The 13,711-nt window shown below is 67.2% G+C and carries 12 protein-coding genes and 1 pseudogene; 4 read left to right on the top strand and 9 right to left on the bottom strand.

Annotated features, from left to right (window positions below):
* Window positions 1–43: 43 nt before the first annotated feature.
* The 5 genes from GTV32_RS01065 to GTV32_RS01045 all read right to left on the bottom strand — a co-directional run bounded on the left by GTV32_RS01065 (window position 44) and on the right by GTV32_RS01045 (window position 4,574).
* Window positions 44–1,129, bottom strand: a complete 1,086-nt coding sequence (locus GTV32_RS01065) for an NAD(P)-dependent alcohol dehydrogenase (RefSeq protein ID WP_161058585.1) — start codon at window positions 1,127–1,129, stop codon at window positions 44–46.
* A 2-nt stretch (window positions 1,130–1,131) separates the two neighbouring features.
* Window positions 1,132–1,617 (bottom strand): DUF4334 domain-containing protein, encoded by a 486-nt coding sequence (locus tag GTV32_RS01060; RefSeq protein WP_161058584.1) that lies wholly within the window; start codon window positions 1,615–1,617, stop codon window positions 1,132–1,134.
* Window positions 1,618–1,811: 194 nt separating this feature from the next.
* Complete coding sequence (locus GTV32_RS01055; RefSeq protein ID WP_343287171.1) at window positions 1,812–2,618, bottom strand: lysophospholipid acyltransferase family protein; 807 nt, start codon at window positions 2,616–2,618, stop codon at window positions 1,812–1,814.
* Window positions 2,619–2,774: 156 nt separating this feature from the next.
* A complete protein-coding gene (locus GTV32_RS01050) occupies window positions 2,775–3,731 on the bottom strand; it encodes an electron transfer flavoprotein subunit alpha/FixB family protein (RefSeq protein ID WP_161058583.1) in 957 nt (318 codons plus the stop codon).
* A gap of 57 nt (window positions 3,732–3,788) precedes the next feature.
* On the bottom strand, window positions 3,789–4,574 hold the full coding sequence (locus GTV32_RS01045) for an electron transfer flavoprotein subunit beta/FixA family protein (RefSeq protein WP_161058582.1): 786 nt from the start codon (window positions 4,572–4,574) through the stop codon (window positions 3,789–3,791).
* A 298-nt stretch (window positions 4,575–4,872) separates the two neighbouring features.
* Here GTV32_RS01045 and GTV32_RS01040 point away from each other — a divergent pair, with 298 nt between their 5' ends.
* The 3 genes from GTV32_RS01040 to GTV32_RS01030 are packed head-to-tail and all read left to right on the top strand — an operon-like array spanning window position 4,873 to window position 8,521.
* Window positions 4,873–5,640 (top strand): class I SAM-dependent methyltransferase, encoded by a 768-nt coding sequence (locus GTV32_RS01040; RefSeq protein WP_237421463.1) that lies wholly within the window; start codon window positions 4,873–4,875, stop codon window positions 5,638–5,640.
* 15 nt (window positions 5,641–5,655) lie between these two features.
* Window positions 5,656–7,227: a glycoside hydrolase family 57 protein gene (locus tag GTV32_RS01035; protein WP_161058580.1), complete on the top strand. Its 1,572-nt coding sequence runs from the start codon at window positions 5,656–5,658 to the stop codon at window positions 7,225–7,227.
* A gap of 19 nt (window positions 7,228–7,246) precedes the next feature.
* Window positions 7,247–8,521: a glycosyltransferase family 4 protein gene (locus tag GTV32_RS01030; protein ID WP_161058579.1), complete on the top strand. Its 1,275-nt coding sequence runs from the start codon at window positions 7,247–7,249 to the stop codon at window positions 8,519–8,521.
* A gap of 54 nt (window positions 8,522–8,575) precedes the next feature.
* Here the strand turns inward: GTV32_RS01030 and GTV32_RS01025 are convergent.
* Window positions 8,576–9,324: pseudogene (locus GTV32_RS01025) on the bottom strand (acyltransferase).
* A gap of 95 nt (window positions 9,325–9,419) precedes the next feature.
* On the opposite strand from GTV32_RS01025, the gene GTV32_RS01020 reads away from it, so the two are divergent.
* Window positions 9,420–10,754 carry a PQQ-binding-like beta-propeller repeat protein gene (locus tag GTV32_RS01020; protein WP_161058578.1) on the top strand — a complete coding sequence of 445 codons (1,335 nt, stop codon included), beginning with the start codon at window positions 9,420–9,422 and terminating at the stop codon, window positions 10,752–10,754.
* 6 nt (window positions 10,755–10,760) lie between these two features.
* On the opposite strand, the gene GTV32_RS01015 is transcribed toward GTV32_RS01020, so the two are convergent.
* The 3 genes from GTV32_RS01015 to GTV32_RS01005 all read right to left on the bottom strand — a co-directional run bounded on the left by GTV32_RS01015 (window position 10,761) and on the right by GTV32_RS01005 (window position 13,656).
* Window positions 10,761–11,372, bottom strand: a complete 612-nt coding sequence (locus GTV32_RS01015) for a DUF3887 domain-containing protein (protein WP_161058577.1) — start codon at window positions 11,370–11,372, stop codon at window positions 10,761–10,763.
* A 62-nt stretch (window positions 11,373–11,434) separates the two neighbouring features.
* The gene (locus GTV32_RS01010) at window positions 11,435–12,646 is read right to left on the bottom strand and encodes a class I SAM-dependent methyltransferase (RefSeq protein WP_161058576.1); all 1,212 of its coding nucleotides are present in this window, start codon (window positions 12,644–12,646) and stop codon (window positions 11,435–11,437) included.
* Between the two features lie 38 nt (window positions 12,647–12,684).
* The gene (locus tag GTV32_RS01005; RefSeq protein ID WP_161058575.1) at window positions 12,685–13,656 is read right to left on the bottom strand and encodes a class I SAM-dependent methyltransferase; all 972 of its coding nucleotides are present in this window, start codon (window positions 13,654–13,656) and stop codon (window positions 12,685–12,687) included.
* Window positions 13,657–13,711 lie beyond the last annotated feature (55 nt).

Raw genomic sequence — 13,711 nt, 5'->3', positions numbered from 1 at the left:
GGGCGGTGCCGCTCACACCGCGCCGACCGGCGGTTGCGGGCGCTCAGGCGTCGACGAGCAAGACCGGTTTGATCGTCGCGCCGCCGAGCGAATCGGCCGCCGCCTGATTGATCTGCGCGAACGGGTAGACGGTGATGAGGTCGTCGAGCGGGAGCTGCCCGGCGGCGTACAGGTCCGCGAGTTCGGGGATGACCTCGTCCGGCACCACGTCACCCTCGATGACTCCCCGGATCGACAAGCCTTTGTACAACACCGACATCACGTCGAACTCGAGGGCACGACCGATCCCGACGAGCGCGATCTCACCCCGCGGCTCGGCTGCCGCGACAGCCGCGGCGAAGACATCCTGGCGTGCGGTCGTGTCGATCGCGTGGTCGGTACCACGCCCGTGCGATGCGATGACCTCGGCAGCGAGATCGTCGGTCGAGGTGGGATCGATGGTCGCGCACGCGCCGAACTTCTCGGCGAGCGCGCGTCGACCGGCGATCGGATCGACGGCGATCACCCGCGCCCCTGCCCGGGCCGCGGCGAGCACCGAACACAGGCCGACACTGCCCGCGCCGTATACGGTCAGCGTGGCGCCGGCTGCCGGACGCACGACCCTGGTCACCGTGCCGTAACCGGTCTGCACACCACAGCCGAGGGGCGCGGCGATGACCGGCGACAACGTCTCGGGCACCGGAATCGTGTTGTCCTCGTGAGTGATCGCAAAGGTGGCGAAACTCGACTGCCCGAAGAAGCCGCCGAAGACGGGTTCGCCGTCGCGAGTGATCGTCGGCGTGCCGTCCGGCCGCCCTGCGGTGTTGAGTCCTGCAATGCAGTATGCGGGATGCCCCGCAAGGCATTGCCTGCAACTGCGGCAACTCCGGTAGGTCAGGCACACGGTCTGGCCCGGTCGCACCCGGGTGACCCCCGGCCCGACGGCCTCGACCACACCGGCGCCCTCGTGGCCGAACACCTGCGGACAACGGTGTTTCGACCAGGTCGCACGCATGCCCAGATCGGTGTGGCAGATCCCGACCGCCCGAATCCGCACCAACACCTCCCCGGCCTGTGGCGAATCGAGTTCGACGGGAGACACCTCGAACGGACCGCCGGGCACCGAGACGACCGCGGCGTCGATCCGCAACCTCAGACCCGTTCGAGCAGAAAGTACAGGTGGCGGCCGTCGATGACGGCGGCCTTGCCGTTCATGATGCCCATCACGGTGTTGTCGTCGACTCGTTTGAAATGGTCGATGACGGCCTGCCCGTCGTAGACCATCGATGCCGTGACCTCGCCGCGGAACTCGACGGACCACAGACTGGCCTCACCCTTGCCGAGTTCGGTGTTGGAGAAGAGGTCGCCGTCGTCATTGCGACAGATCAGCGGCTGGACATCGGAACGCGACGTGAAGGTCTTGCCGAACCACCCTGCCTTGCCGAGCATGCCGTTGACCGGGTGCCCGGTGGTGAACTCGTCACCCTTCCACGCGCCGAACATCTCCTCGGGCCGGACGGTGTCGAGGGCTGCCCACACGGCGTCGAGTTCGGCGTCGTCGACCAGGCCGGTCGCCGATCGGAGCTCGGTGAATCGTGCTCGGGCCTCGGCGCGGGACAGTGTTGGTGCGGAAGTCATGGCTCGAACGCCTCCTGTTGCTGATCGCGACGCCGGACGATCGTCCGGCTCTCGGCTACAACATATATGAGATATGTAGAGCCGTCATTTGCGGGCGGGAGCCGGTCAGGCCGAGAGCAGACGCTCACACCGAATGGCCAGCGTCCGGCGATCCGCGTCGGGCAGTTGCAACTCGTGCACGCGGACGTGGACCGTCAGTCCCCGCGCACGCACGACGCGACGCAAGGTGTCCAGCGGGGTGTCGTTCCCGATGAAACTCGGGCCGAGCTGGGCGAGCCGTCCAACCCGGTGAACCGGAGTCGGATCGGGATCACCGGCACCCCGGCGTCGATCGCGGCCTGGAAGAACGCCGGACGAAATCGGCCGGCCTCCCGGCCACACCAGGTCGTGCCCTCCGGGAACACGGCGACCGATCGATCCCGATGTAGTTCGTCGACAGCACTACGCACCGTCGCCGGAAGCTCCCGGAGCGACGCCCGATTCACCGGGATGACGCCGAGACGCCGAGACAGTGCCGATATCACCGGCATCTTTGTCACGTCGGATTTGGCGACGAAATGCGATGGGCTGACCACGGCGATCGCCAGAAGATCCAGATACGAGATGTGGTTGGCGACGACCAGCCCCCGCAGCGATCCGGCGAAGGGGCGCCGGTCGTCGACGCGAACGCGGATACCGAGGGCCGCCAGCAGGTGCAGCGCCGCCCGGCTCAGGAGCCGCCTGCGCAGTAGCCGTGGGGCGAAGACGACCAGTGGCCCGCATGTGACGAGGAAGCACACGACGACGATCAATCGGACCATCCGTGTCACCGCCACCGCAAGGTTCACCACCGACGGCTGCTCCCGACAGTGCTCGCCGCACCCGCTGGCGGGGTACCAGGCGTGGCGCGCCGGCGGCTGGACCGGTGCGACCCACTGCGCTTCGATCGCTCCCGAGGCCGACCGTCTCGTCGGGAGACCGGATGCGGTCAACGCGGCGGTCGGACTGGTCGCGAGTGTCATGTCCCGATGACATCCAGCACGGACGACGGGGCGCCAACGACGACGTGTCGTGTCGGTTCTGGGCCGGTGAACGTCGATGACCGCGAATGAACGCGGCCCCAAACGACGGTGGCCCCGGCGTGTCGAACCGACACGCCGGGGCCACCACTGATCAGATCACTTGCGCTTCTTGACCTCTTCGGTCAGCTGCGGCGCGACGTTGAACAGGTCGCCCACGATGCCGTAGTCGGCGATCTCGAAGATCGGCGCCTCTTCGTCCTTGTTGACGGCGATGATCGTCTTCGAGGTCTGCATGCCTGCGCGGTGCTGGATCGCACCGGAGATGCCGAGCGCGATGTAGAGCTGCGGCGACACGGTCTTGCCGGTCTGACCGACCTGGAACTGGCCCGGGTAGTAACCCGAGTCGACCGCGGCGCGCGAGGCACCGACGGCCGCACCGAGCGAGTCGGCGAGTTCCTCGACCACGGAGAACTTGTCCGCGCTGCCGACGCCACGTCCGCCGGACACCACGATCGACGCCTCGGTCAGCTCCGGACGATCGCCGCCGACGTTCGGCTCGACCTTGGTGATCTTGACGACGCCGTCGGCCTGAGCCGGGACCTCGACGTCGACGCGCTCGCCGGCACCGGCCTGCGGAGCTGCCTCGACACCACCCGGACGCACCGAGAAGACCGGGGTGTCGCCCTTGGCCTTGGCATCGACGGTGAATGCGCCACCGAAGATGGAGTGGATGCCCACTCCGCCCTCTTGCACATCGACCACGTCGGCGAGCACACCCGAGCCCAGGCGCACGCCCAGCCGGCCTGCGATCTCCTTGCCGTCGGCGGTCGCCGCGACGAGGATGCCCGCCGGGGACGCCTGCTCGGCGATCGATGCCAGGACGTCGACCTGCGGGGTGACCAGGTAGCCCGCAGCGTCGTCGGACTCGGCGACGTAGACCTTCTCCGCGCCGGCCTCCTTGAGACCGTCGATGACGCCGTCGGCCGATCCCGGCTTGCCCACGACGACCGCCGCAGGGGTGCCGAGGGCACGCGCGGCCGTGATCAGCTCGCTGGTGACCTTCTTCAGGGCGCCTTCGGCGTCCTGCTCCACGAGCACAAGTACTTCAGCCATGTTCTTTATCTCCTGAATGTCTCTTTTATCGCCAGTTGCTCTGAGTGCCCGCGCGGACTAGATGATCTTCTGCGACACCAGGTATTCGGCGACCTTGGTACCGCCGTCACCTTCGTCGGTGACGCGCTCGCCTGCGGTCTTCGGCGGCTTCGGATTCGATGCGGTCACCTCGGTGCCGGCGTTTTCGAGGCCCACATCGGTGGCCTCCACGTCGATCTCCGCGAGGGTGACGACCTGAACTTCCTTCTTCTTGGCAGCCATGATGCCCTTGAAGGACGGGAAGCGCGGCTCGTTGATCTTCTCGTTGACGCTCACGATGGCCGGCAGCGTCGCCTCGATGTGGAAGATGCCGTCGTCAGTCTCACGCTCACCGGTGAGGGTCTCGCCCTCCAGGGTCAGCTTGCGCAGATGGGTGAGGTGCGGGAGTTCCAGGTACTCGGCGATCATCGCGGGGATCGCGCCGACCCGTCCGTCGGTGGCCTCGTTGCCCGCGATGACGAGCTCGACACCCTCGACGGTGCCCAGCGCACGCGCCAGGACGTAGGCGGTCTGCACCGCATCCGAGCCGTGGAGCTGATCGTCCTTGATGTGGATGGCCTTGTCGGCGCCCATCGACAGCGCCTTGCGGATCGCCTCGGTCGCACGCTCGGGACCCGCGGTCAACACGGTCACCTCGCCACCGTCGGCTTCCTTGATCTTCAGGGCCTCCTCGACCGCGCGCTCGTTGATCTCGTCGAGAACGGCGTCAGCGGCTTCGCGGTCCAGGGTGAAGTCACCGTCGGTAAGCTTGCGCTCGGACCATGTGTCGGGAACCTGCTTGATCAGAACGACAATGTTTGTCATGGGTCTGCGTCGACCTCCTGCGTCGGTTTCTCCCACCTTACTGCCGAGTAAGTTGGGTTCGGTCTCCCCCACTTTAGCGTTAGCTCGGTGAGCACAAAACATCGACTACCTCACATAACGTGCCGACAGGGGCAACCGGGCAACCCGGAGCGAGCGGCGGACGCGCTGAGATGCCGTCGAAGCCCTTGGCGTTGGGTCGCCCCGACGAGTCCGCCGCTCGCCGCGCGACGGCGACGGCCTGCCCATCTGGGGAGCACACCCTCCGATCGCCGTGATGGTGGGCACTAGTCTCGTGGGGATGAGCGAGTCACACGAGACCCTCGCGTTGACGGGCGAGCGAACCGTCCCCGGTATCGCCGAGGAGAACTACTGGTTCCGGCGGCACGAGATCGCGTACGCCCACGTCCTCGGTCTCTGTGCCGGTATGGACGTGCTCGAGGCAGGCTCGGGTGAGGGCTACGGCGCGGCCATGCTCGCCACCCGCGCGCGGTCGGTGACCTGCGTCGACTACGACACCAGCGCCGTCGAGCACACCCGCCGCCGGTACCCGGGACTGATTGTGCACCAGGGCAATCTGATCGATCTGCCACTCGCCGACGAATCCGTCGACGTCGTGGTGAATTTTCAGGTCATCGAGCATCTCTGGGACCAGCCGGCGTTCATCGCCGAATGTCGTCGCGTGCTTCGACCCGGGGGTCGGTTGTTCATCTCCACCCCGAACCGCATCACCTTCTCCCCTGGCCGCGACACCCCGCTCAACCCGTTCCACACCCGCGAACTCGATGCCGCCGAGATGACACAACTGTTGTCCGACGGCGGGTTCGACGTACCGACGATCTCCGGCGTGTATCACGGACCGCGACTGGTGACCCTCGACGAGAAGTGGGGCGGTTCGCTGATCGACGCGCAGATCGATCGTGCGCTGGCCGGCCAATCGTGGCCCGATGACCTCGCGAGCGACGTCGCCGCGGTCGCCACCGACGACTTCGCCATCCTCGACCGCGCTCGGGACGGTGTCGACATCGACGCCAGCCTCGACCTCTTCGCCGTCGCCGTCCGGCGCTGATCGGCGAAGCGCCTCATGACACCCGCATCCGGTGCCGCCGTACCCGGCCGATTCACGCTTGTGCTGCATTCTCATCTGCCGTGGCTGGCCAACCACGGCCGGTGGCCGGTCGGCGAGGAATGGCTCTACCAGTCCTGGGCGAGTTCCTATCTGCCGCTGTTCGCGATGCTGCGCCGGTTGGCCGACGACGGCGCGGTCCACCAGTTGTCACTCGGCATCACGCCGGTGCTCGCCGCGCAACTCGATGATCCGCATTGCGCCACATCGATGTACGAGTGGCTCGCCGACTGGCAGTTGCGCGCGGTCGAGGCGGCGATCGCGCCTGACCCGGCGCGACGCGCCCTCGGCAATCGCGAGTATCGCGCCGCAGCGGAGGCGATGACCGAGTTCGAGACGTACTGGCGCCACGGCGCGAGTCCGCAGATCCGCTCACTCGCCTCGTCCGGGGTGGTCGAGATCCTGGGCGGCCCGCTCGCCCATCCGTTCGCCCCGTTGCTCGACCGCCGGCTACGGCAGTTCTCGCTGGCCGAAGGTCTGGCGGACGCACGAGCGCGGTGGGCGTCTCGTCCCGGAGGCATCTGGGCTCCGGAATGCGCCTTCGCCCCGGGGATGGAGACCGAGTACTCCGCGGCGGGCGTCGGCCATTTCATGGTGGACGGGCCGACGCTCAAGGGCGACACGGCACTCGGCAGGCCGGTCGGTGACAGCGATGTCGTCGCGTTCGGCCGGGATCTGAGCATCAGCTACCGGGTGTGGTCGCCCAAGTCGGGTTACCCGGGCCACGCCGCCTACCGGGACTTCCACACCTATGATCACGCCACCGGCCTGAAGCCGGCCCGGGTGACCGGTCGAGGTGTCGAGTCGGCCGACAAGAAGCCGTACGACCCGGCTCGCGTGGACGCCGTGATCGACCGGCACGTCGACGATTTCGTCGATCACGTGCGCCGCCGACTCGTCGACGAGTCGGCGCGGCAGGGGCGTCCGGCGCTGGTGGTGGCCGCCTTCGACACCGAGTTGTTCGGCCACTGGTGGCACGAGGGCCCGGTTTGGCTCGAGCGCGTCCTACGGCGACTGCCCGAAGCAGGCGTCGAGGTCGGCACCCTCGCGTCGGCACGGCGCGACGGCTTCGTGGGCACACCGGCGCACCTGCCGGCGTCGTCGTGGGGATCCGGCAAGGACTGGCGGGTGTGGAACGGGCCGCAGGTCGAGCATCTCGTCACCCTGAACGCGGAGGTCACCGAGACCGCACTGGCGACGGTCGACAAGATCCTCGCCCCCGGGGTCGCGGCCGCCGGTCGCCCGGCCGGGCGCAACCGGGTGGCCGATCAGATCCTCCGGGAGACCCTGCTGACGGTGGCCTCCGACTGGCCGTTCATGGTCTCCAAGAACACCGCGGCCAACTACGCTGTCGAACGGGCACACAAGCATGCGCACGCGACCCGGGAGATCTGCGACGCCGCCCTCCGGGGCCGTCACGACCTGGCCGGCCGCCTCGCCGACGCCTGGGCGCGCGCCGACAATCTGTTCGCCGGGCTCGATGCACGACGATCACACACGAGGGACGCGGTCCACGGGGCCGGGGGATGACCGCGACGGGGGATGGCAGATGAGGATCTTGATCGTCTCGTGGGAGTACCCACCTGTGGTGGTCGGCGGTCTGGGCCGTCACGTTCACCATCTGACGACCGAACTCGCCGCTCAGGGACATGACATCGTGGTGCTCACTCGGCGTCCGACCGGCACGGACGCGGTGAGTCACCCGACCACCGACTCCCGAGTCGACGGCGTCCGCGTCATCGCCGCAGCCGAAGATCCCCCGGAGTTCGAGTTCGGCCGCGACATGATGGCCTGGACACTGGCGATGGGCCACGCTTTTGTACGCACCGGACTGAGAATGCTTGCCGGCGAAGGCAACTCACCCGGTGTACAAAGCTGGCAGCCCGACGTCGTGCATGCCCACGACTGGCTGGTGGCGCACCCGGCCATCGCACTCGCCGAGTTCTTCGACGTTCCGCTGGTCTCGACCATCCACGCCACCGAGGCCGGTAGGCACAGTGGTTGGGTCAGCGGACCGACCAACCGGCAGGTGCACTCCGTGGAATGGTGGCTGGCGAGCGAGTCGGATTCGCTGATCACGTGTTCGACGTCGATGCGCGACGAGGTCACGCGCCTCTTCGGGCCCGACCTGCCCGACATCTCGGTGATACACAACGGCATCGACATCAGGACCTGGCCGTTCGCGCCGCGACCGATGCGCTCCGGCCCGCCAGAGCTGTTGTTCGCCGGACGCCTGGAATACGAGAAAGGCGTCCAGGACCTGCTGGCCGCGCTCCCCCGCATCCGTCGGACGCAGCCCGGGACGACCCTGACCATCGCCGGGACCGGCACACAGGAAGAGTGGCTGATCGAACAGACGCGGCGGCACCGCGTGACCAAGTCCGTCAGGTTCCTCGGGGCCGTCGACCACCAGGGTCTCGTCGATCTCATGCATCGTTGTGCAGCCATCGTGCTGCCCAGCCGCTACGAGCCGTTCGGGATCGTGGCGCTCGAGGCGGCGGCCACCGGCGCGCCGCTCGTGGTGTCGACGGCGGGCGGTCTCGGTGAAGCGGTGACCGACACGACGACCGGCCTCACCTTCGCGCCGGGCGACGTGGCCGGCATCGCGACCGCGGTCCGCGCTGCGCTGAGCGACCCGGCGGCCGCGGCCACCCGTGCGGTCCGGGCACGCGACCGGCTCACCGAGGAGTTCTCCTGGAGCGAGGTCGCCGAGCGGACCGCCGGTGTCTATCTGGCCGCCAAGCGCCGGGTCCGTCATCCGGTCGGTCGCCCGAGCATCCCCGAACGCCCACTCCCGGAACGTGATCCGGGACAAACGGACTGACCGAGGGGCACTTTCCGGTTGAGTGTGGCCATCCCGGCAGATAGTCGGCGACCGTCACCGCTCGCGCTCGGCCGCTGCCTTCTTCCGTTCGATGTCGGCGAGGGCACGTTCGAGTTCGGCACGTTCTTCGGCGCTGGTCGCCCAATCGTCCTTGCGGTTCTTCACGACTCGGGCAGGTGCGCCCACGGCGATGGAGAAGTCCGGGATGACCCTCGGACCACCGCGTGCGAACCGAGCACACAGCCCCGGCCGACGATCGTGTTGCGCAGCACCGACACCTTGGCGGCGACCCAGGTGTCCGGCCCGATCCGCACCGGCCCCTTCACGATGCCCTGATCCTTGATCGGCAGGGTGATGTCGTCCATCTTGTGGTCGAAGTCGCAGATGTAGCACCAGTCCGCGATCAGGGTAGAACCGCCGATCTCGAGATCGAGGTACGAGTTGACCACGTTGTTGCACCCGAAGACGGTCTTGTCGCCGATCTTCAGGCTGCCCTCGTGGCACCGGATCGAGTTGCCGTCGCCGATGTGCACCCAGCGGCCGATCTCCATCCTCGCCATCTGGGGGGTCGCGTGGAGTTCGACGTCACGTCCCAGGAAGACCATGCCGCGCAGCACCACATGGGGGTTGGCGAGGCGGAAACGCGCCAGTCGGTAATACCGGACGAGATACCACGGCGAATACGCCCGGTTACGTACCACCCATCGCAGCGAATCACGCGTCAGAAACCGTGCCTGCGCTGGGTCTCGCCGGCGGCCCGCCGTCCATCGGGACCGATAGGAGGCATTCCACATGGTGGTCATGACGACAAACCCTAATCGACCCGAAATCCGGGCACGATAGGCTCTCTGCTGGCACGTCGTCCGACGGGGCAGATCGCGACAGGACAGGAGCTTCGATGGCGGTAACGGCCGGTAGGCGTGAGGTTTCCCGTCGTGCACCGACGACCCTCGTGGCGCTCCTGGTGACCGTCATCGCCGTCGTGGCATCGGCCTGCTCGGACGGCGAGGTCGATGTCCACTCGGTCGCGGGCCCCGGGTGGTCGAGCTATGGCGGCAACGCGGCCAACTCGAACTTCGCCTATCCGGCCGTACCCGACGACCTCGAGCTCAGTTGGACCCGCCCCACCGGCGGTCCGGTGACCGCACCGCTCACCATTTCCACCCAGGCCAATGTGGGCGTGACGTCGAACACGGCGAGCGGATGCAATCTGCTGATCCTCGACCCCCACAGTGGCCGCAAGAACTTCTGCAAGCGGATGCGGGCGGGCATCGAGGTCAATTCACTCCTCGTGGACCAGTTCGATCAGCCCTACGTCGGGGAGGAGACGACCTTCCTGGCGTTCAACGCAGGCGGCGCGATCCGCTGGCGGATGCCGGTGCTCGGCGTCCCGCTCTCGGCGAAGTTCGCCGCGCCGGGCCAGGTGCTCGTGGCCACCACCCAGGGCCAACTGCTGCTCATCGACAGCCAGACAAACGAACTCGTCGCACCCGAGGTTCGGCTGCGTAGCGATGCCAACCCCGACGACCCCACGTTCGGCTTCGGCGAATGCGTCACCAACGGACCGCGCTGCGGCATCCCGTCGCCCCCCGCGGTCGACGAGGCGCATGAGAGGTTCTTCCTCAACTTCTGGCCCGAGGGGGCCATCGCCTCTCAGATCCGCGCGATGTCCTACGCCGAACAGAATGGCCGACGCGTGATGCGGGAAGCGTGGCATGCCGACGTCCCGGGCGGCGTCGTCGGGTCTCCGACGCTGTCCGCCGACGGATCGACCGTGTACACGTTCAGTCGTCTCGGCAAGCTCGTGGCGCTCGATGCCGCGACCGGCAAGACGCGGTGGACCTACGACAACGGCGGGTACGGCTTCGGCACCATGTCGGTCTCCCCGGATGGTCTCATCATCCCGACCGGAGTTCTCGGCGCCCCGTTGACCTTGCTGCGCGACCGCGGCGATCACGCCGAACAGGTATGGCAGCGCAAGGATCTCGCATCGGTGAGCCTGTCCACCCTCACCGATCAGGACACCGCCTGGACCGTCATCCGTGACAAGGGCAAGAGCACCCTGTCCCTGGCCGAGGTATCGACCGCCGACGGGTCGACGAAACGCACACTGCCGCTTCCGGAGTCGGGCGGTTTCGCCACCGGTGTCGCCGTGTCGGCGAGAGGACAGGTCGCCACCGCGACGAACATCGGAAAGGTCTACTTCTTCGACAGCAAGGCCGAGATCGACTGACTGACCTCACCGGTCGACGCTTGCCGCTTCCGGATCGAGGAAGAAGAGACCGGCGATCCGCCCGTCGGTGTCGAAGGCGACCCGTATGCTCATCGCACCCGCCTCCTGCTCGATCGGCACATCGACCACCGTGTGCAACCCGTGCAGACGTACGAACGGTGCGCCGGTCGACTCAACCTCGCCCCTGAGCGCGATCACCGATGCCCAGGCATCGGCCAGACCGGACTCGTCGAGCGCGGCCGCCATCGAGGTGGCGAACCTCGACACGACAGTCGCCCACTCGCCTGCGCGAATGCGTGTCAGCAGATCGGCGGCCATCACATCTGCGTGGGGTATCAACGTCTTCAGCATCGGTTCCCCGGTCCTCGGGTCCATCGGTTTGCCGAATCGCTGGAACGCGGCCTGGCGGGTGACACCGACGACGTCACCGATCTCCTGCCAGGTACAGCCACACTCTCGGGCGCGTCGTGCTGTCGCGCTGAGCAATTCCTCTGCCCGCCGACCCAGCTGGAGTGCGTCGTGAACCTGCGCCAGCGCGCCGGGCCGGCCGTCACCTTCAGAACCTATGCTCCGCGCGTACCGTTCGACGTCGAGAACCAGCTCATGCACCTCACCCATACGTAAAGCGTAGGTTTACAGATCGGCGCTTGTCAATATCTGGTTTACAACGGCAGGAAGTCTCAGAATCTCGCGCCGGGCTCACAGATGAACCCCACGCCCTTTCTTCCCATCCGGGTCAATACGAGCGTCAGCGCCCGAGAGCCTTTGGGCTTCAACCGTTTACGCAGGCGATCCGGGTCGATGTCGAGGCCTCGCACCAAGATCTCGAGCGTTCCGCAATCCTGGGCGGCCAGCCGCTTGCGCAGTTCCTTCTCCGCGACACCGGTGGCCTCGATCACCCGAAACCCCCGCTCACCCTCGGGTACCGCGTCGCCGGTCAGATAGGCGATCTGCGGGTCGAGTTGCCAGAGGCCGTGCCGACGAGCGTAATCGCGAACCAGGCCGGCCCGAACGACTGCACCGTCCGGGTCGATGATCCACTCCCCCACCTCACCGACCGGCACGTGGTCATCGCCGTCATCGGTCACGTCGTACGCACGCACCGACCCGTCGGGACGCGACCTCAGGACGGTGGCGCGTTGTCGCGGCTCGTCGTCCCGTTCGGTCCACAGACATGCCTCCCGCACCGAGCCGTCCAGAGATGTGATCTGGACCTGGCCGGAGAACCCGAAGCGATCGCGCAGCATTCGATAATCCAGCCCCGGAGCGCATTTGACGGCGAGAGGCCGGCCGGCGTAGGTGGTGAGAACATCGAGCAGCGGCGGCGTGAGCGCCTCGAGCCGGAACACTCGTGCCGAACCGGACCGACGCGCCGGATCGGCGACTACGACATCCGCGGACGACGTCGGCGTGAGTGCATCCGCCCGGAGCAGCGTCGAAGAACCGTTGCCCAGTGCGCAGTTGTGGCGGGCCATGGACAGCCGGACGGTGTCGACATCGCTGCCGATCACACCTGAAATACCTTCCTGCGCAGCCAATTCCATGACCTCGGTACCGATCGAGCAAGTGACGTCATGGATCACGGCGCCGGGGTGACGCCGGGCGATCTCGGCCGCACGGTTTCGGCCGACCGCGCTGGCGGTGGCCTGCTGCAACGCGTCGTCCGTGAACAGCATGTCGTCGGCCGCCGAGAGTTTCGTCCGTCCCCGGCGACGACAGATGACCGTCTCGATCAGCGCGGCGTCGTGCGGCGCGTAACGGCTACGGAGCTCCCCGATGTCGGCGAGCATGGACGCCGGGGTCAGGTCGAGCGTCGAGGCGGTCTCGAGCGCCTTGATGCCATGTCGCGACCGCAGGAAGGTGACGTCGTCGAGTGTGAACCGGTAGCCCACCGTTCATCCCTCCGCGCCACGCTCCCGACGGTCCGACGTCACTTCTTCGTGCCGGTGACGATCGCGTTGTAGAAGAACTTCGGCGGCACCACTTTCCGCAGTACCTTCTCGTCCAGCCAGGACATCCGCTTCCATCCGTTGAACGCGAACATCGCCCAGCCCCAGCCCAACTTCGCCTGCGGCACCGCGGCCTCGAAGGTGCGGACCGGCCAACCGAGCATGGCCGCCGCGAGCTCCTCGGTCGCCGTCTCCACGCGGGTGGCACCGGCGTCACGTGCCATGCGCTCGAGTTCGGCCGGATCGAAGGTGTGGATGTCGACGACCGCCTCGAGAGCCGCCGCCCTCGACGACTCGTCCAGTTCCTCCTGCGGACGTCGCCAGGACCGCAATGGACCGAGTTTGGTGATGTTGGTGGTCGCGGCCCACGTCGCACGGCTCATCCACCGCGCATAGAAGTCGCCGATGGTCGTCGGTTCACCGGCGAACACGAAGCGCCCGCCCGGCTTCAGCACACGCAGCACCTCACGCAACGCCTGTTCGACATCAGGGATGTGATGCAGGACCGCATGCCCGACGACGAGGTCGAAGGTGTTGTCCTCGTACGGGATCTTCTCCGCGTCCGCAACGCGCCCGTCGACGTCGAGACCGAGGTTCTCCGCGTTGCGCAGCGCGACCTTGACCATGCCCGGCGACAGGTCGGTGACCGACCCCTTCTTGGCCACACCGGACTGCATCAGGTTGAGCAGGAAGAACCCGGTGCCACAACCGAGTTCCATCGCGCGCTCGTACGGCAGTTCCGCATCCGAGGCCACCGCATCGAATCGTCCACGCGCATAATCGATACAGCGTTCGTCGTAGGAGATCGACCACTTGTCGTCGTAGGTCTCCGCCTCCCAGTCGTGGTAGAGCACCTGTGCCAGCTTGGTGTCCTCGAGCGCGGCCTTGACCTGCTCTTCGGTGGCGTGCGGATTCGGCTCCGGATCGATTCCCGGCGTCATATTCGTGGTCATTACTCGGCTACTTTCTCGTCGTCGGGGTGAATCACGATCTCGGCCCGCCGCCTCG

Origin of the sequence: Gordonia sp. SID5947, assembly GCF_009862785.1 — a bacterium.
Taxonomy (GTDB): Bacteria; Actinomycetota; Actinomycetes; order Mycobacteriales; family Mycobacteriaceae; genus Gordonia.
Note: the sequence above shows the minus strand (reverse complement) of the source record. Positions and strands in the feature narration are given on the sequence as shown.